The organism is Prescottella sp. D32, assembly GCF_037287305.1.
Lineage (GTDB): Bacteria > Actinomycetota > Actinomycetes > Mycobacteriales > Mycobacteriaceae > Prescottella > Prescottella equi.
The window spans coordinates 487,463-505,542 of record NZ_JARBSW010000003.1 but is presented as its reverse complement, the minus strand read 5'-3'; the positions used below and the strand labels follow the sequence as shown (position 1 = coordinate 505,542).

Here is an 18,080-nt window from a genome sequence, read left to right as displayed (position 1 = left end):
GTTCTAGCTTCTCCCCATGGGTAGCGATCAGGATCGAGCGACGGTGCGCAGTCGACTGGTGACGGCGTCCGAGACGGCGGTGCCGCGGACCGCGGCCGAGTCCCACAGCGACGGCTCCGCGTTCGACGCCGCCGACGAACGGGCTCCCGGCTGGCTGTTCGAACGCGGCGATGCGCCGGAGCAGGACGAGCCCACGAGCTTCTCACCGCGGTCACGCCTGGCCCTCGGCCGCCGGGGCGCAGCGGTCCTCGTCCTCGCAGGGCTGATCGCCGCCGGAGTTGCGGGTGTGGCGGTGTGGCGGGATCGTCCCACCGCGCAGGCGGTTCCACCGTTGCCGGTCGTCGAGGTGCGCGAGCCGGAGGCCGTCGGCGACGAGGACGCCGGCCTGCCGGCGCCGGCGGTCGAGGCGGAACCCGTCGGGGACGCGCAACTGGTCGTGAGCGTGGTCGGTCTCGTCAATCAGGCCGGGCTGGTTCGGCTTCCGCCCGGATCCAGGGTCGCCGACGCGCTCGCCGCCGCGGGCGGGCCACGCCCCGGCGCGGACGTCCTGGGGTTGAACATGGCCGAACGGGTCGACGACGGCGACCAGATCCTGGTCGGGGCGATGCCGCCGGACGGCGGTCCCACCACCGTCGGCAGTGCCCGCGTCGGCCCCGGTGCGGCGCCGGGGAGCGCAGCCGGCGGTGGCGGGAAGGCCGCCGGGAAGGTGAACCTGAACACCGCGGGCGAGGGGGAGCTCGATTCGCTGCCCGGTGTTGGGCCGGTCACCGCGGCGGCAATCGTGTCGTGGCGGCAGAGCAACGGCAAGTTCACCGATGTCGAGCAGTTGGGCGAGGTCGACGGCATCGGACCCGCGCGACTGGCGAAGCTACGCGACCTGGTGACGTTGTGAGCGAGCGGGACCACCCGTTCGATCTGCGTCTGGTCCCGTCGGCGGCCGCCTGCTGGGGTGCAACCCTGGTCGGGTTGCTGGCGGGGTGGCGGCCGGCCGCCGTGTCGGCGATCGTGTCGGCCGCGGTGGGAGCGGTGCTCGCGCTTCTCGTGTGGAGACGGCGTCGCGCCGGCCCGTCGGTTGTGCTGGGGATCGGCGTGGGGGTGGTCGCGGCGGCACTGCTCGGTGCGGGCTTCGCCGCGGCCGTCGCCGTGCGAGCGCACGCCGTCGAGACACACCCCCTGGCCGCGTTGACGGCGGGCGGCGGCTCCGCGACGCTCGTCGTCGAACTCGGCGACGACCCGAAGGTGCTGCGCGGCAAGAGCTTCGGAGGGGAGCGTCAGCTGATGCTGCGCGCCTCGCTACAGGAGGTCCGCACCGACCGGACCGTGCTGCGGGCGGGCGGGTCGATACTGATGTTCGCCGAGGGAGAGCAGTGGGCCGGCCTGTTGCCCGGGCAGCGGGTGACCCTGCGGGGCCGGCTCGCCGAGCCCGAGCGCCGCGATCTCACGGTGGCCGTGGTGCGGGCGACGGGATCGCCGCAGCACGTCGCCGAGCCGCCGGCCATCCAGAGGTGGGCCGGGGTGGTCCGGGACCGACTGGCGTCCGCTGCCGGCTCCGCCCTCCCGGCGGACCAGGCGGGTCTGTTGCCGGGCCTGGTGGTCGGCGACACCTCGGGGCTCGCGCAGGAGACCAAGGACGAGTTCACCGCCGCCGGACTCACCCATCTGACAGCGGTGTCCGGGGCGAACGTATCCATCGTCCTGGGTGCGGTGCTTCTCGTGGTCCGCGGTGTCGGCCTGGGGCCCCGCACCGGTGCGCTGCTGGCGGGGATCGCGCTGGTGGCCTTCGTCGTCATCGCCCGGCCGTCGCCGAGTGTGCTGCGCGCCGCCGCGATGGGCTGCGTCGCGCTGTTGGCGCTGGTCACCGGTCGACGCAAGCAGGCGATTCCGGCGCTCGCCGCGTCCGTCGTCGTCCTGCTGGCGCTGTCGCCCTCGCTCGCAGTCGATTTCGGATTCGCGCTGTCGGTGTTCGCGACCGCAGGTCTGGTCGTCGTGTCGCCGGCTCTGGTGGCGCGGCTGCGGGCACGGGGCTGGCCGCGCTGGCTCGCCGAGATGTGCGCCGTCGCACTCGCAGCGTTCGTGGTGACCGCGCCGCTGGTGGCGGCGATGTCGGGCACGGTCAGCATCGTCTCGATCGTCGCGAACGTGCTGGTGGCGCCGGCGGTCGCGCCGATCACAGTGGTCGGTGCGGCGACGGCGGTGCTGGCTGTGGTGTGGCTGCCCGCGGCCACCCTGCTCGTCCGCGTCGCCGGGCCCCCGCTCTGGTGGTTGCTCGAGGTCGCCGACCGCGCGGCGGCGGTACCGGGCGGAAACCTCGCCGTTCGCAACGGACTCGGGGGCGCGGTGATCGTGGCCGTCGGGATCGCGGTCGCGGTCCTGGCCGCGCGCCACCCGTGGTCGCGACGCATGCTGCTGGCGGTCGCGGTCGGCGTCGCGGCAGTGTGGGTTCCGACGCGATTCCACCAGCCCGGCTGGCCCGCGTCGGGGTGGGCCCTGGTGGCGTGCGACGTCGGGCAAGGCGACGGGCTGGTGCTGTCGGCCGGCGGGCGGAGGGCCGTGGTGGTGGACGCGGGTCCGGAGCCGGGTCCGATGGACCGGTGCCTGCGGCGGCTGGGCATCGACGAGATCCCGCTACTCGTCGTCACGCACCTGCATGCGGACCACTACGGCGGACTCGACGCGGTCCTGCACGGGCGGTCGGTGGGGGCCGTGGCGATCGGACCGGCGAGCCTGCCGGAGGGCGGATTTCGGTTCGTGTCCGCGGCGGCGTCGCGCGCGGACGTGCCGCTGGTGCGCCTGGCGGCCGGACGCCAACTGACGGTGGGTGCCGTTCGGATCACCGTGCTGGGGCCGCTGCTCCCGGAACCCCGGACACCGGCGGCCGCGGAAGACGGCGCCAACGACGCATCTCTCGTGCTGATGGCGGAGACGGCGGCGGGGCGCCTCCTGCTCACCGGCGACGTGGAGGAGGACGGTCAACGCGCGCTGCTGCGGTCGAAGATCCCACTGCGTGCGGACGTGCTCAAGGTCCCGCACCACGGGTCCCGCACGACGAGTCCGGAGTTCCTCGACGCGGTCCGGCCGCGGGTCGCGCTCGTGAGCGTGGGGGCCGACAACACCTTCGGGCACCCGAATCCCGGCATCCTCCAACGGCTCGCGGCGCTCGGCGCGGTGACCGTGCGCACCGACCGGGACGGCGATGTGGCGGTGGCGCGCTCGGGGTCCGGGGCGCTTGCCGTCGTCGGGCATTCTCGTGGGAACATCGTGCGGTGAGCACCTCAACGCGGCCCGATTCGCTCCACCTCGTCCTCGGTGACGAAGAGTTCCTGGTCGAACGCGCGGTCGCCTCGGTGATCGCCGCCGTGCGGGAGGCTGCCGGGTCGGCCGGTCAGGACATGCCCGTCTCGCGACTGCGCGCCGGGGACGCGAGCGCGCCGGAACTGGCGGAACTGCTCAGCCCGTCACTGTTCGCGGAGGACCGGGTGGTGGTCCTCGAAGCCGCCGCCGAGGCGGGTAAGGATGCCGTCGCGCTGGTGCAGGACGCCGCCGCCGACCTCCCCGAGGGCGTCGTGCTGGTCGTACTCCACTCCGGCGGCGGTCGCGCAAAGGCGATGGCGGGCGTGCTGCAGAAGTCCGGCGCCGTCGTGCACCAGTGCGCCAAGCTCAAGGCGAACGAGCGAGTGGACTTCGTGCGCGGGGAGTTCCGCACGGCGGGCGTGCGCGTGTCGCCGGAAGTGATCGAACTCGTCGTCGAGGCCGTCGGGTCCGACCTCCGTGAGCTCGCCGCCGCCTGCTCGCAGTTGGTGGCCGATACCGGCGGCAAGATCGATGCGTCCGCCGTCCAGCGCTACTACTCGGGCAAGGCCGAGGTGTCCGGATTCGACGTCGCCGACAAGGCGGTGGCGGGGGATCGGCGCGGCGCGATGGAGTCGCTGCGGTGGGCGATGCACCGGGGTGTGCCGCACGTGCTGCTCGCCGACGCCCTCGCCGACGCGGTGCACACGATCGCCCGGGTGGGCTCGGCCGGTCGCGGCGACCCGTTCCGAATGGCGTCGGAGTTGGGCATGCCGCCGTGGAAGATCAAGAAGGCGCAGGCGCAGGTCCGCGGCTGGGATCCGGCCTCGATCGGAGAGGCATTGCAGGTGGTCGCCCGGCTCAACGCCGAGGTCAAGGGACAAGCAGCCGACGCCGACTACGCGGTGGAAGCGGCGGTGCAGCGAATCGTCGCGCTGCACGGCGGGCGCTGAACCACCGGTGCGGGCCCCTTCGGCCCGCACCGAATGCAGGTTTTCGGTCCGTGGTCGGGGCGACGACAGGACCGAGACGACAACAAGAAATAGCCCCCGATCATCGATCGGGGGCTATTTCCACAGAGCTTGCGACGGTGGAACCGTCAGAAACTTGTCAGAGAGAGTTGGCGACCTTCGCGAGCGCCGACTTCTTGTTGGCTGCCTGGTTGGCGTGGATGACGCCGGCGCCGGCTGCCTTGTCGAGCTTGCGGCTGGTGGCGACGAGGAGCTCGTTGGCCTTGTCCTTGTCACCGGCTGCCGCGGCCTCGCGGAAGGAACGGATCGCCGTACGCAGCGAGGACTTGACCGACTGGTTGCGGAGTCGGTTGCGCTCGTTGGTGCGGATCCGCTTCACCTGGGACTTGATGTTGGCCACGCGTAAAATCCTGTCGTCTTTGGTTTCTGTCGGAAAGCTCTGGGCGCACGGATGCGCCGACCGACGACACTACCAGTACCCGTGTGGTGTTCTCAAACCGGTGGCCGTCCAGGGCTTGGAAAGCATACCCACACGCTGATGCGGGTCGGTGGCCGGGGTGTCGGCGGGGTCGGTGCTCGCGACCACCGCTGGCGGTCCGTCGGAACGCACTCTCGCGCATACCGATTCGGACTCGGAGAGTACCGAATGTGCCGAAACGAGACCGAGATGTACGTAACGTCCGTTCGGAAACATCAGGCGCTCTTCGGTTCGGAAGTGAGGGTGTGAATGTCGACAGCACAGGAAATCGCGGAGAAGGAACACATCTCCGACCTCAAGAAGTACCTGGCCGAGGGGGTCGGAACCTTCGTGCTGGTGTTCGCGGCGATCGGCACAGCGGTGTTCTCGGGTAGCACGGTCGGTCAGCTCGGCATCGCACTCGCGTTCGGCCTGACGCTGATGTTCCTGGTCTACGCGATCGGCCCCATCTCGGGTTGCCACGTCAATCCTGCCGTCACGCTGGGGCACTACATTCTCGGTCGGGTGACGGCCGCCAGGGCCGGCTTCTACGTGCTCTCCCAGGTCGTCGGCGGTCTCGTGGCCGGTCTGGCCGTGTACGCGATAGCGCAGAGTGTCCCCAGCTACAACCGTCGGGAGGACGGTCTGGCCGCGAACGGCTGGGGTGTCCACAGCCCGTCGGCCCAGACCGGTCCGCTCGGCAAGCTCGTCGAACCCGGTTACGGGATCGGTGCGGCGATGACGGTCGAGATCGTTCTCACGGCACTGCTGGTGTTCGTCGTCCTCGCCTCGACGGATCAGCTGTCCGATGTCCCGCTCGCGGGCGTCTCGATCGGCTTCACTCTCGCCGTCATCCACCTCATCTCGATTCCGATCGACAACACGTCCGTCAACCCCGCCCGGAGTTTCGCGGTCGCGGCGTACCAGCCGGGTGCGATGGGGCAGGTCTGGTTGTTCATCGTCTTCCCACTCATCGGCGGCGCATTGGGTGCCGTCATCTACCGGGCACTGTTCGGCCGGTACAACCGACTGAACGATTGACGCGACAGGGCACGGGCCCGGCGCGAGCATGCGCCGGGCCCCTGCCGTGTCGTGGAAGGTGTCAGTGCCAGCTGTAGTCGGCGCGTAGGCGGGCGGCCACCGTCTCGAAACGATCGACGTCGAGAACGGCGCCCTCCCGTCGGATGCCCGCCTCGGGAACGTCGAGGACCCGGTCGAGTCGCACCCAACTCGGCCTGCTGTCCGCATCCCAGGGGCCGGTGCCGAGCGCCAGCCAGTTCGGCTCGTCGTCGCGCTCGCTGTTCGACGAGAGCATCAGTCCCAGCAACGTGTTGCCGTCCCGGCCGACGACCAGCACCGGCCGGTCCTTGCCCTGGCCGGGATCCTCCTCGTACGTGACCCACGTCCAGACGATCTCGCCGGGATCGGCGCGGCCGTCGAGATCGGGGGCGTACTCGATTCGGCGGGCGCGGTGCGCGGTCGGTGACGTCCGACGCGATACCGGCCGACCCGGCACCCCGGACGGTGGGCCCGCGAGCGCCGCGGTCGCGCGTTTGACCGCCGGCGTGTTCTGCACTTGGCGCAGGAGCTTCGGGCCCTGCGTGACGGCGAAGTCGCCGAGCTTCCTGCCGATGCTGCCCCAAGTGCTCGCCATGACAGCCGAGCTTAACGCCGGAGACCGTCGGCGCCCGGGAACCGAGCTGGCGTCGAACCCGGGGACTTCGCATTTTCGCGACGATGCACCCCGACCGAAACGTACTCGCGGTATGTTTATGGACGTGCCCGTCTACGGCGCACACGCAGGCCCCGCGCTACCCCCTGGTGCGGGGTCTTCGTGTTGTTGCACGACGTCGAATGGGTCGACGGCCACCGTGGCCGTGCCCGAGCCGATCGGCGGAGGCCCACTGTCGGACCCCGCGGGTAGATTGCGACAGGTGGCTCGGGGGAAGCGAGCCGCCGAACGCCTCGAGTGATCCTCGGGGCGTTCGCTGTCTCCGGGAGGGGCAGGCTCGGGGCGCCGGTCCCCGGGACGGCTCAGTACGTTGGTGGCAAGTGGCCTGCCGTGACCCTCGATGTGTACGCCCACCCACGGTCAAGGGATGATGGGAGGGCACGGGACGCTGTCGATGCGATCCTGGTGCGGGACCAGTGCGGGACGGGCGACCGGACCGGGCCGATGTCAGTGCGCGAGTGAGACGAGGGAATTGGGCTTGAGCAGCAACTTTGCGGAGAAGACGTTCACGGATCCGTCGAAGATCCGGAACTTCTGCATCATCGCGCACATCGACCACGGCAAGTCGACTCTCGCGGACCGGATGCTGCAGCTCACCGGCGTCGTCGAGGAGCGCGCGATGCGCGCGCAGTACCTCGACCGCATGGACATCGAGCGCGAGCGCGGCATCACCATCAAGGCGCAGAACGTCCGTCTGCCGTGGACCGTCCAGAACGAGGACGGCACGACCGAAGAGATCGTGCTGCACCTGATCGACACTCCCGGCCACGTCGACTTCACGTACGAGGTGTCCCGCGCGCTCGAGGCCTGTGAGGGCGCGATCCTGCTCGTCGACGCCGCGCAGGGCATCGAGGCGCAGACCCTGGCCAACCTGTACCTGGCGATGGAGAAGGATCTCACCATCATCCCGGTGCTCAACAAGATCGACCTGCCGGCCGCCGACCCCGAGCGGTACGCGGCCGAGATCGCCCACATCGTCGGCTGCGAGGCCGAGGACGTGCTGAAGGTTTCCGGGAAGACCGGCGTCGGTGTGAAGGAGTTGCTCGACGAGGTCGTGAAGCAGGTTCCGGCCCCGGTCGGCGATGCGGACGGTCCGGCACGCGCGATGATCTTCGACTCCGTGTACGACGCCTACCGTGGCGTCGTCACCTACGTGCGTGTGGTCGACGGCAAGATCCGTCCCCGCGAGAAGATCACCATGATGTCGACCGGCACCACACACGAACTGCTCGAGGTGGGCATCATCTCGCCCGAGCCCAAGGCCACGACAGGTCTGGGCGTCGGCGAGGTCGGCTACCTCATCACCGGTGTGAAGGACGTGCGGCAGTCGCGCGTCGGCGACACCGTCACCACGTTCCGCAACGGCGCATCCGAGCCGCTGACCGGCTACCGCGATCCCAAGCCGATGGTGTACTCGGGTCTCTACCCGATGGACGGTTCCGACTACCCGGTGCTGCGTGACGCGCTGGACAAGCTGCGGCTCAACGACGCCGCCCTGGCCTACGAGCCGGAGACCTCGGTCGCTCTCGGCTTCGGTTTCCGGTGTGGCTTCCTCGGTCTGCTGCACATGGAGATCACCCGCGACCGTCTCGAGCGCGAGTTCGGGCTCGACCTCATCTCCACCGCGCCGAACGTGGTGTACCGGGTGGTGATGGAGGACGGCTCCGAGCACGAGGTGACCAACCCGTCGTACTGGCCGGAGGGCAAGGTGCGCGAGGTGTACGAGCCGATGGCCAAGTGCACCGTCATCGCGCCGAGCGAGTACACCGGCGCGATCATGGAGCTGTGTCAGTCGCGGCGCGGCGAGCTCGGGGGCATGGACTACCTATCGGAGACGCGCGTCGAGCTGCGCTACACGCTGCCGATGGGCGAGATCATGTTCGACTTCTTCGACGCTCTGAAGTCGCGGACCAAGGGCTATGCGAGCCTCGACTACGAGGAGTCGGGCGAGCAGCAGGCCGCGCTGGTGAAGGTGGATATCCTGCTCCAGGGTGAGACCGTCGACGCTTTCAGCGCGATCGTGCACAAGGATGCCGCTTTCGCGTACGGAAACAAGATGACCACCAAGTTGCGCGAGCTCATCCCCCGTCAGCAGTTCGAGGTGCCGATCCAGGCTGCGATCGGCTCGAAGATCATTGCGCGCGAGAATATTCGGGCGATCCGCAAGGACGTGCTCGCCAAGTGCTACGGCGGCGACATCAGCCGTAAGCGCAAGCTGCTCGAGAAGCAGAAGGAGGGCAAGAAGCGGATGAAGACCATCGGTCGCGTCGAGGTCCCGCAGGAAGCCTTCGTTGCGGCGCTGTCCAACGAGTCGGTGGCGGACAAGCCCAAGGGCAAGTAGCCGGACGGCAAGTAGGAGGAACACTCGATGATCGGCACCTGGTTGACCCGTGAGCTCGGGCTGGAGGTGCCGATCTTCGGTGCCCCGATGGGCGGCCGCGCGGGCGGACGGCTCGCGGGGGAGGTCACCCGCGCCGGCGGTCTGGGCTTGCTGGGCGCGGCGCGCTACGCGACGCCCGAGTGGATCGCCGAGGAGTCGGCGACCGCTCGCGAGATCGGCGGCGGGCTGCTCGGCATCGGGCTGATGACGTGGTCTCTCGACGCCGACGATTCACTGCTCGACGCGGCGCTCGCCGAGCGCCCGCGCGTGGTGTCGTTGTCGTTCGGCGATCCGGCACCGTACGTCGAACGGGTCCACGCCGCGGGTGCGCTCGCCGTCTCCCAGGTGAACACGCTCGACGACCTGCACGTGGTCGAGCGGGCGGGCGTCGACTTCGTCATCGCTCAGGGCGGTGAGGCCGGCGGCCACACCGGACGGATCGGCACCCTGCCGCTGCTGCAGGAGGTCCTCGACGCGACGAGCCTGCCCGTCCTCGCGGCGGGCGGAATCGGCACCGGCCGTGGACTGGCGGCGGTGATCGCCGCCGGCGCCGAGGGCGCGATGATCGGCACCGCGCTGCTCGCGAGCCCGGAGACGATCGGGCCGGAATACGCCCGCCGCAAGCTGATCGAGGCCGGCAGTGCCGACACCGTCTACACGTCGATCTTCGATCAGGCGCGCGATCAGCCCTGGCCGGCGAGGTGGGGCGGCCGTGCCCTCGCCAACGACTACACCGCCGAGTGGCACGGTCGCGGCGCCGACAACGAAACGCTCGCTGCCGCTTACGACCCTGCAGACGCGACCCAGGGTGTGGTCTACGCCGGCGAGGCAGCGGGTCTGGTCACGACTGAGCAACCCGCCGGCGACGTGGTCCGCACCATCGCCGCCGACGCCGAACGCCTGCTACGCCGCACCTACTGAGCGAACGCCGTCACTCGGGGCGGTGGCAGACCGCCTCGACGTTGTTGCCGTCGGGATCGCGCACGAACGCGCCGTAGTAGCCGGGGTGGTACTCCGGCCATTCGCGCGGTGCATGCAGAACCTCTGCACCCGCTTCGACCGCGGCCGCGTAGAAGGCATCGACCGCGGCTCGGGTGTCCGCGACGAACGCCACATGGTTCTCGCGGAAGCCGGCATCGGCCGGGACCAGCGGGCTGATCCAGAAGTCCGGGTGTGGCGGCACGCCGTAACCGATGACGCCGGGAGCGGGTTCGACGACCCGCTTCCCACCGAGAGGCGCGAGCACGGCGTCGTAGAACGCAGCACCGGCTTCGATGTCGACGCATTGAATTCCCAGGTGATCCAACATGCGCCGATCGTGACACAGGTCACCGACAGAAGCGGCCGTTCCCACGTCAGGACGGCCCGTGAGCGGGCTGGAAGGTGCCGGTGTCGCCGGCCTCCTCCGCTCGGATGACGTGCACGACCGCATTGATCAGCGCGAGGTGGGTGAAGGCCTGCGGAAAATTACCGAGGTGCCGGCCGGTCTTGGGGTCGATCTCCTCGGCGTACAACTTGAGTGGGCTGGCGAACCCGAGCAGACGTTCGCACAGCTGCTTGGCGCGCTCGAGTTCCCCGATCTCCACCAGGGCCGAGACGAGCCAGAACGAGCAGATCGTGAAAGTGCCCTCCTTGCCGGACAGTCCGTCGTCGGTCTCCTCGACTCGGTAGCGCAGCACCAGTCCGTCCTCGGTGAGTTCGTCGGCGATCGCCAGCACGGTGGCCCGGATGCGCTCGTCGTCGGCGGGCAGGAAGCGCAGCAGGGGAGCGAGCAGCAACGACGCATCGAGAGCCCGACTGCCGTACCGCTGGGTGAGCACCCCACGATCGTCGACACCGTGGGCGAGGACGTCGGCTCGGATCTCGTCCGCGATGTCGGCCCACTGTGCCGCATAAGCCTTCTCGCCGTGCAACGTCGCCAGCTTGGCGCCGCGGTCGAGCGCGACCCAGCACATGATCTTCGACGACGTGAAGTGCTGGGGTTCGCCGCGAACCTCCCAGATGCCGCGGTCGGGCCGGCGCCAGTTCTCGACGACCTCCTCGACCTGACGTTTGAGGAGCGGCCACAGGGTCTCGGGGACCTGGTCGCGGGAACGGACGTGCAGGTACACCGAGTCGAGCATCGTGCCCCAGATGTCGTGCTGGTTCTGGTTGTAGGCGCCGTTGCCGATCCGGACCGGCCGGGCCCCGTCGTAACCCTTGAGGTGGCTCAGTTCCTGCTCGACGAGCGTGTGCTCGCCGCCGACGCCGTACATCACCTGCAGGGGTGCCGGGTCGCCGTCGTCGGACTGGGACGAGTCGAAGATGAACGAGAAGAAGTCGTTGGCCTCCCGATCGAGCCCGAGCGTGTAGAGACCCCACAGCGCGAAGGTCGAGTCGCGCACCCAGGCGTACCGGTAGTCCCAGTTCCGTTCGCCGCCGGGCGTTTCGGGCAGGGACGTGGTGGGGGCGGCGAGCAGGGCGCCGGTGGGGGCGTAGGTGAGGCCCTTGAGGGTCAGCGCACTGCGCTGCAGGTGGCCACGCCAAGGATGGTCGGGGAACCGGCCGATCGTGACCCACTGCCGCCAGCACTCGGTGGTCTGCCACATCCGGTCCGCCGCCTCGGCGAAGGTACGCGGGGCCGGCAGATCGGACCAGGAGAGGGCGACGAAGGCGTTGTCGCCCTCCACCATTCGCGTCCGGGCGCGGGCCTCGCGCCCCTCGAGGCCGAGCCGGAGATTCGACGTCAGGCGCAGTGTCGGGTGGTCGGTGGAGGACGCGCGGGACGTCGCCGTGGCTTCCTCGTACACCTTGCCGGTGTATTCCCACCGGGCCGGGGCGCGGTGGTAGTCGAAGGCGGGTTCGCAGCTCATCTCCAACTCGACGGTGCCGCTGACGCACTTCACCGTCCGCAGCAGCACGTGCTCGGCATCCCAGTCCGACGGCGTGCGCCGACGCGTCGGCGAACGCTGCTCGTTCGCGTGCCAGGGTCCCATCACGAGGGCGTCCCGGACGATGAGCCACCCGGTCTGCGTCTGCCACGTCGTCTCCAGGATGAGCCCGCCCGGCAGGTAGCGGCGCGCGGCCGGCACGTTCTGGCCGTACGGCCCGATCCGGAAGTGTCCGGCGCTGCGGTCCAGGATGGACCCGAACACGCTGGGCGAGTCGGGTCGCGGGATGCACATCCACTCGACGGAGCCGTTCCGGGCGATCAGGCAGTTCGACTCGCAATCGGAGAGGAATGCGTAGTCGTCGATCGGCGGATAGACGCTGCGGTGCTCCGGCGCGATCTCGTCCGAATCGCCCGACGGTCCGGTGACTGACTGCTCGGCCTGCGACGTCATCTCCTCATCATCGACCCGCGCGCACGCCGCCGTCCATGTTTCGACCGCGCCGCGCGGGGGAGCGGAGCGGTGCGGCTCGCCGCGACTGCGGGTGTCTGTTACTCTCTGCGGCGTGTCTGCTGCCATCGCCCACCGCGTCCGCCATGAACTGGCGTTGATTGCCGTCGGCGATCTGGCGGTTGCCGACATTCTTTGTCGCTGACGCCCTTTCCGGGCGTTCGTATTCCGTCGAATCCGGCCCGCGGCCGCGCGCTTCGCTCTTCTTCGTCGGTGGACCGGCCGGGGCGTGCTGCGCGCCCGGTTCGTCACGAACGCCCTTCCAATGCAGGACATCCGTCCGATCTCTGAGTACGGTCCGGCGTGTGCCGGACCGATTCCGTACGTCATCACCATCATCCGTGAGCCTGGTAGGAAGGCAATCCCTCATGAGGCATCGTTCCCGTTCGTTCCTGACCGCACTCGTCGCGCTCGGCGCGGTCGCGCTGTCCGCGTGCAGCGGCGGTTCCAGTGACGTCGTCGGCGGCACCGAGACCGCCGACGGCAGCGGCGGCACGATCAACCTGTTCGCGTATGCGGTGCCCAAGCCCGGATTCGACAAGGTCACCGCGGCGTTCGCGGAGACCGAGGAGGGCAAGGGGGTCCGGTTCAATCCGTCGTACGGTGCCTCGGGCGACCAGTCCCGCAAGGTCAAGGACGGCGCGCAGGCCGACTTCGTGAACTTCTCCGTCGAACCCGACATCACCCGACTGGTGGACGCCGGCCTTGTCGACGAGAACTGGAACAAGGACGCCTACAACGGAATTCCGTTCGGGTCGGTCGTCACGATCGTCGTCCGCGAGGGCAATCCGAAGAACATCCAGGACTGGGACGATCTGCTGCGTCCGGGTATCGAGGTGGTCACCCCCAACCCGTTCAGTTCCGGTTCGGCGAAGTGGAACCTGTTGGCGCCGTATGCCGCGAAGAGCGACGGTGGCCAGAACCCGCAGGCGGGACTCGACTACCTCGGCAAGCTCGTGAGCGAGCACGTGAAGGTGCAGCCCAAGTCGGGACGCGAGGCGACCGAGATGTTCCTGCAGGGCACCGGTGACGTGCTGCTGAGCTACGAGAACGAGGCGCTGTTCACCGAGCGCAACGGCGACCCGGTGGAGCACGTCACTCCGCCCGCGACGTTCAAGATCGAAAATCCGGCCGCGGTCATCTCCAACAGCCCCAACGCGGCCCAGGCGACCGCGTTCCGCGACTACCTCTACACCGCCGACGCCCAGCGACTGTGGGCGGAGGCGGGTTTCCGTCCCGTCGACCCGGCCGTGGCGCAGGAGTTCGCGGCCGACTTCCCGCAGCCGCAGAAGCTGTGGACCATCGCCGACCTCGGGGGCTGGAAGACCGTCGATGCCGAGTTGTTCAAGCAGGGGACCGGCAGCATCGCGGTGATCTACGAGAACGCGACCAAGTAGCTCGCGCGCAGGCACGGTGAGGACACGGGACCGGACGCGGCACGCACATTGCGCCGCGTTCGGTCCGCACCTTGCCAGCCGCTAGGGTGGTCGGGTGGATCAACTCGCGAACTGGTGGGACGGCGCCGAACTGTGGATCGCCGGCCTGCCGTTCATTCCCCAGGTTCTCCTGGTGCTCGCGGTGATGATCCCGGCCTGCTTCGGTATCGCCTGGATGCTCGACCGCGTGTTGTCCGCGGTGTTCGCGGCAGTCGGTCGTGCCGAACCGGCCGCGTCGGATGTCTGCGCGGACGCGCGCTCGAAGGTGGAGGGTTCCTGATGCCGCGCTCACGCGTGACCCTGGCTCTGATCGCACTTATCGTCCTGGTCGTCATCGCCTGGTACTTCACCCGCTGAGGCCTGCCCGACTACGGCCGTCCCGGTCACCAGAAAAGCGATTCGGACGGCGGTTCGGCGCTCTGCTAAAGTCTGCCGCGTGTTTGTAGTCGTCGCCCACCAGGTCCGCCATGAACTGGCGTTGATCGCTGTCGGCCGACTTGCAGTTGCCGACGTCGACTGTTGTTGATCACCTCGTCGGTGTTCGCCCAGTCGTGACACTCGTGTTCGGTCCGAACGCGTAGCTCTTCCCCGAGTCACCCCGCCGCCCTGCGTGCCGCGAACGCCCCCCTGCGCCCCGATAGCTCCCGCCGCCCGACCGTCCGGTCGGTCCGCTCTGCTGCGAGCTCTTCTGCATCTGCCGGCACTGTAGGAAGGTAAGTCCCTATGAACCATCGGTCCCGCCCCCTCGTGGCTGCGTTCGTCGCCGTCGCCGCGGTGGCGCTCGCCGGGTGTAGCGGCGGTTCGAGTGACGTCATGGGTGGCGGCGACGGCAGTGCCGACGGCAGTGGCGGCACGATCAACCTGTTCGCATACGGCGTCCCCAAGCCGGGCTACGACAAGGTCACCACGGCGTTCGCGGAGACCGACGAGGGTCAGGGCGTGCGGTTCAATCCGTCGTACGGTGCCTCGGGCGACCAGTCCCGCAAGGTCAGGGACGGCGCGCAGGCCGATCTGGTGAGCTTCTCCGTCGAGCCGGAGATCACCCGGCTCGTCGAGGCAGGTCTCGTCGACGATTCCTGGAACCAGGACGCATACGGCGGTGTCCCGTTCGGGTCGGTCGTCACTCTCGTCGTGCGGGAGGGTAATCCGAAGAACATCCGCGACTGGGACGATCTGCTGCGTCCGGGGATCGAGGTGGTCACCCCCAACCCGTTCAGTTCGGGTTCGGCGAAGTGGAACCTGTTGGCGCCGTACGCCGCCGAGAGCGAGGGCGGCCGGAACCCGCAGGCGGGACTCGACTACCTCGGCAAGCTCGTGAGCGAGCACGTGAAGGTGCAGCCCAAGTCGGGACGCGAGGCGACCGAGATGTTCCTGCAGGGCACCGGTGACGTGCTGCTCAGCTATGAGAACGAGGCGCTGTTCACCGAGCGTAAGGGCGATCCGGTGGAGCACGTCACGCCCGCTGTGACGTTCAAGGTGGAGAACCCGGTTGCCGTCGTCTCCACGGGCCGCAACGCGTCCACCGCCGTCACGTTCCGTGAGTTCCTCTACACCCCTGCAGCGCAACGTCAGTGGGCACAGGCCGGGTTCCGTCCCGTCGACCAGGCCGTGCTGGCCGAGTTCGCCGCGGACTTCCCGGAGCCGCAGAAGCTGTGGACCATCGCCGACCTCGGTGGTTGGGACGCCGTCGACCAGGATCTGTTCGAGCAGGACTCGGGACGGATCGCCGCAATCTACGAGAACGCGACCAAGTGATGACGACCGTGACGACTCAGCCGGCCCGACAGCCGGCGCAGAGACCCTCACCGAAACCGAAGACCCGCTCGCGGCGCAGGTTTGCCGTCACCGGTGCCGTCGGGCCGCTCGGCATCGGTATCGCCGGCCTCTGGCTCAGCGTCATCGTGCTCCTTCCGTTGGCGGCGCTGACGGTCACGTCGTTCGAGAACGGCTGGGCCGGCTTCTGGGACGCGGTCACCGCTCCCGGCGCGCTGGCGGCGCTGCGGGTGACGGTGGTGGTCTCCGCGATCGTCGCCGTGATCAACGTCGTGATGGGCACTGCCATTGCCTGGGTGCTGGTGCGCGACGAGTTTCCCGGCAAGCGAATCGTGGGCGCACTCATCGATCTCCCGTTCGCGCTGCCGACGATCGTCGCGAGCATCGTGCTGCTCTCGCTCTACGGGCCGCAGAGCCCCGTCGGTATCCACCTCAACGCCACGCAGCCGGGTCTGATCGTCGCGCTGGCCTTCGTGACGCTGCCGTTCGTCGTGCGCTCGGTACAGCCGGTGCTGATCGAGGCCGACCGAGAGGTCGAGGAGGCGGCCGCGTCGTTGGGTGCGAACAACTGGACCATCTTCCGCTCGGTGGTGCTGCCGACGCTGGCGCCGGCGGTCATCAGCGGTGCCGGGCTGGCGTTCGCCCGGGCGATCGGCGAGTACGGCTCCGTCGTCCTGATCGGCGGCAACATTCCCCGCGAGACGCAGGTGGCGTCGCAGTACATCCAACAGCAGATCGAGATCGATCGTCCGGTCAGCGCCGCGGCCGTGTCGGTGGCACTGTTGGCGATCGCGTTCGTCACGCTGTTCGTCCTGCGCCTGTTCGCGGCCCGTAACCAGCGCCGAGAGGAGCACGCCCAGTGAAGCTGTCCCCGAAGGCGCGGATCGGTCTGCGGACCATCGTCCTCGCCTACCTCTTCGTCCTGCTGGTCCTGCCCATCGCAGTGATCCTGTACCGCACGTTCGAGAACGGCTTCGTCGCGTTCTTCCACGCGATCAGCACCCCGGCCGCCATCTCGGCGCTCAACATGTCGCTGATCATCGTGGCGATCGTGGTCCCGTTGAACGTGGTGTTCGGCATCGTGACGGCGCTCGCGCTGGTGCGCGGACGCTTCCCGGGCCGCGGTCTCCTGCAGTCGGTGGTGGACCTGCCGTTCGCGGTCTCGCCCATCGTCGTCGGTGTCTCGCTGATCCTGCTGTGGGGGGCGAACGGCTGGTTCGGTGGGATCGAATCGACCGGTTTCAAGGTGATCTTCGGGCTGCCGGGCATGGTGATCGCCACCATCTTCGTGACCCTCCCGTTCGTGGTGCGCGAGGTGGAACCCGTGCTGCACGAGATCGGTGAGGAACAGGAGCAGGCCGCCGCGACGCTCGGCGCGTCGAAGTGGCAGACGTTCAGCCGGATCACCTTGCCGGCCATCCGGTGGGGCCTGACCTACGGCGTCGTCCTCACCGTCGCCCGCGCGCTCGGCGAGTTCGGCGCGGTCATCATGGTCTCGTCCGGCATTCCCGGCCAATCGCAGACCCTGACCCTGCTCGTGCACTCCCGCTACATCGACGACCACAACACCTTCGGGGCCTACTCGGCGGCAACGCTGCTGATGGGTATCGCCCTGATCACCCTGCTGCTGATGACTCTGCTCGACCGCAAGAGGAGCACGACATGATCACCGTGACCGGTGCGCGCAAGAACTACGGCGACTTCGCCGCGCTCGACGATGTCACCCTCGACATCCCGTCGGGCTCGCTGACCGCCCTGTTGGGCCCCAGCGGCTCGGGCAAGTCGACGCTGCTGCGGTCGATCGCCGGCCTCGAACATCCCGACTCGGGCACCATCACGATCGCCGGCAAGGACGTCACCGGCGTGCCGCCGCAGAAGCGGGACATCGGCTTCGTGTTCCAGCACTATGCGGCGTTCAAACACATGACCGTGCGGGACAACGTCGCGTTCGGGCTCAAGATCCGCAAGCGCCCCAAGGCGGAGATCACCAAGAAGGTCGACGATCTGCTCGGGATCGTCGGGCTGGACGGCTTCCAGCACCGCTACCCCGCACAGCTGTCCGGCGGACAGCGTCAGCGCATGGCCCTCGCCCGTGCGCTCGCCGTCGATCCGCAGGTGCTGCTGCTCGACGAGCCGTTCGGCGCGCTCGACGCGAAGGTGCGTGACGACCTGCGGACGTGGCTGCGCCGCCTGCACGACGAGGTGCACGTCACCACGGTGCTGGTCACCCACGACCAGGAGGAGGCCCTGGACGTCGCCGACCGGATCGCGGTGCTCAACAAGGGCCGCATCGAGCAGGTCGGCACCCCGCAGGAGCTGTACGACACCCCGGCCAACGACTTCGTGATGTCGTTCCTCGGCCCGGTCGCCCGGCTCAACGGGCAGCTCGTGCGCCCGCACGATCTGCGCCTGGACCGCAACCAGCTGCCGCAGTCGTTCGCGGCCACGGTCTCCCGCGTCGTGCACCTCGGATTCGAGGTCCGCGTCGAGCTGCAGCCCAAGACCGGAGCGCAGGAGCTGTCGGCGCAGATCACCCGCAGCGACGCCGAGGCGCTCGGTCTGCGCGAGGGCGAGACCGTGTACGTGCGGCCCAGCGACATCGCAAGCTAGTCCGCCGAGCAAAGACGAAAGCCCGGCTCCGCCAAGGTGGAGCTGGGCTTTCG

The 18,080-nt window shown here is 69.1% G+C and carries 18 protein-coding genes; 14 read left to right on the top strand and 4 right to left on the bottom strand.

The window, feature by feature from the left end; genetic code table 11:
• The first annotated feature begins 16 nt into the window (after nt 1–16).
• The 3 genes from PSS76_RS17060 to holA are packed head-to-tail and all read left to right on the top strand — an operon-like array spanning nt 17 to nt 4,241.
• Nucleotides 17–892, top strand: a complete 876-nt coding sequence (locus PSS76_RS17060; protein ID WP_081181974.1) for a ComEA family DNA-binding protein — start codon at nt 17–19, stop codon at nt 890–892.
• On the top strand, nt 889–3,267 hold the full coding sequence (locus PSS76_RS17055; RefSeq protein ID WP_084869539.1) for a ComEC/Rec2 family competence protein: 2,379 nt from the start codon (nt 889–891) through the stop codon (nt 3,265–3,267). Before PSS76_RS17060 ends, PSS76_RS17055 begins: the two co-directional genes overlap by 4 nt.
• Entirely contained in the window at nt 3,264–4,241 is a 978-nt protein-coding gene (holA, locus tag PSS76_RS17050) for a DNA polymerase III subunit delta (RefSeq protein ID WP_005512287.1), read from the top strand. Before PSS76_RS17055 ends, holA begins: the two co-directional genes overlap by 4 nt.
• A 157-nt stretch (nt 4,242–4,398) precedes the next feature.
• Here the strand turns inward: holA and rpsT are convergent, their stop codons facing one another.
• Nucleotides 4,399–4,659: a 30S ribosomal protein S20 gene (gene rpsT / locus PSS76_RS17045; protein ID WP_005512288.1), complete on the bottom strand. Its 261-nt coding sequence runs from the start codon at nt 4,657–4,659 to the stop codon at nt 4,399–4,401.
• Nucleotides 4,660–4,986: 327 nt separating this feature from the next.
• Here rpsT and PSS76_RS17040 point away from each other — a divergent pair, with 327 nt between their 5' ends.
• Complete coding sequence (locus PSS76_RS17040) at nt 4,987–5,757, top strand: aquaporin (protein ID WP_005512291.1); 771 nt, start codon at nt 4,987–4,989, stop codon at nt 5,755–5,757.
• A 61-nt stretch (nt 5,758–5,818) separates the two neighbouring features.
• Here the strand turns inward: PSS76_RS17040 and PSS76_RS17035 are convergent, their stop codons facing one another.
• Nucleotides 5,819–6,370 (bottom strand): type II toxin-antitoxin system PemK/MazF family toxin, encoded by a 552-nt coding sequence (locus PSS76_RS17035; RefSeq protein WP_064059060.1) that lies wholly within the window; start codon nt 6,368–6,370, stop codon nt 5,819–5,821.
• A 472-nt stretch (nt 6,371–6,842) separates the two neighbouring features.
• On the opposite strand from PSS76_RS17035, the gene lepA reads away from it, so the two are divergent.
• Together lepA and PSS76_RS17025 are read left to right on the top strand one after the other, a co-directional pair.
• Nucleotides 6,843–8,789, top strand: coding sequence for a translation elongation factor 4 (gene lepA / locus PSS76_RS17030; RefSeq protein ID WP_013416486.1), 1,947 nt, complete (start codon nt 6,843–6,845; stop codon nt 8,787–8,789).
• Between the two features lie 27 nt (nt 8,790–8,816).
• The gene (locus PSS76_RS17025; protein ID WP_064078093.1) at nt 8,817–9,749 is read left to right on the top strand and encodes an NAD(P)H-dependent flavin oxidoreductase; all 933 of its coding nucleotides are present in this window, start codon (nt 8,817–8,819) and stop codon (nt 9,747–9,749) included.
• A 10-nt stretch (nt 9,750–9,759) separates the two neighbouring features.
• On the opposite strand, the gene PSS76_RS17020 is transcribed toward PSS76_RS17025, so the two are convergent.
• Together PSS76_RS17020 and PSS76_RS17015 are read right to left on the bottom strand one after the other, a co-directional pair.
• Nucleotides 9,760–10,137, bottom strand: a complete 378-nt coding sequence (locus tag PSS76_RS17020; protein WP_013416484.1) for a VOC family protein — start codon at nt 10,135–10,137, stop codon at nt 9,760–9,762.
• Between the two features lie 46 nt (nt 10,138–10,183).
• Nucleotides 10,184–12,151, bottom strand: a complete 1,968-nt coding sequence (locus PSS76_RS17015) for a glycoside hydrolase family 15 protein (protein WP_084844246.1) — start codon at nt 12,149–12,151, stop codon at nt 10,184–10,186.
• A 112-nt stretch (nt 12,152–12,263) separates the two neighbouring features.
• Between PSS76_RS17015 and PSS76_RS17010 the strand changes: the two genes are divergently transcribed.
• From PSS76_RS17010 to PSS76_RS16980, 8 genes are all read left to right on the top strand, one after another.
• Complete coding sequence (locus PSS76_RS17010; RefSeq protein WP_313957197.1) at nt 12,264–12,353, top strand: Ms4533A family Cys-rich leader peptide; 90 nt, start codon at nt 12,264–12,266, stop codon at nt 12,351–12,353.
• A gap of 223 nt (nt 12,354–12,576) precedes the next feature.
• Nucleotides 12,577–13,605, top strand: coding sequence for a sulfate ABC transporter substrate-binding protein (locus tag PSS76_RS17005; RefSeq protein WP_337456377.1), 1,029 nt, complete (start codon nt 12,577–12,579; stop codon nt 13,603–13,605).
• Nucleotides 13,606–13,699: 94 nt separating this feature from the next.
• Nucleotides 13,700–13,924: a hypothetical protein gene (locus PSS76_RS17000; protein ID WP_005512307.1), complete on the top strand. Its 225-nt coding sequence runs from the start codon at nt 13,700–13,702 to the stop codon at nt 13,922–13,924.
• 156 nt (nt 13,925–14,080) lie between these two features.
• Complete coding sequence (locus tag PSS76_RS23925; protein ID WP_443147378.1) at nt 14,081–14,170, top strand: Ms4533A family Cys-rich leader peptide; 90 nt, start codon at nt 14,081–14,083, stop codon at nt 14,168–14,170.
• Between the two features lie 197 nt (nt 14,171–14,367).
• Nucleotides 14,368–15,399, top strand: a complete 1,032-nt coding sequence (locus PSS76_RS16995) for an extracellular solute-binding protein (protein ID WP_221278040.1) — start codon at nt 14,368–14,370, stop codon at nt 15,397–15,399.
• Complete coding sequence (gene cysT / locus PSS76_RS16990; RefSeq protein WP_337456376.1) at nt 15,399–16,280, top strand: sulfate ABC transporter permease subunit CysT; 882 nt, start codon at nt 15,399–15,401, stop codon at nt 16,278–16,280. Before PSS76_RS16995 ends, cysT begins: the two co-directional genes overlap by 1 nt.
• Nucleotides 16,277–17,083, top strand: a complete 807-nt coding sequence (gene cysW, locus PSS76_RS16985) for a sulfate ABC transporter permease subunit CysW (protein WP_005512311.1) — start codon at nt 16,277–16,279, stop codon at nt 17,081–17,083. The genes cysT and cysW overlap by 4 nt, the downstream gene beginning before the upstream one ends.
• A complete protein-coding gene (locus PSS76_RS16980) occupies nt 17,080–18,027 on the top strand; it encodes a sulfate/molybdate ABC transporter ATP-binding protein (protein ID WP_022596709.1) in 948 nt (315 codons plus the stop codon). The genes cysW and PSS76_RS16980 overlap by 4 nt, the downstream gene beginning before the upstream one ends.
• Nucleotides 18,028–18,080 lie beyond the last annotated feature (53 nt).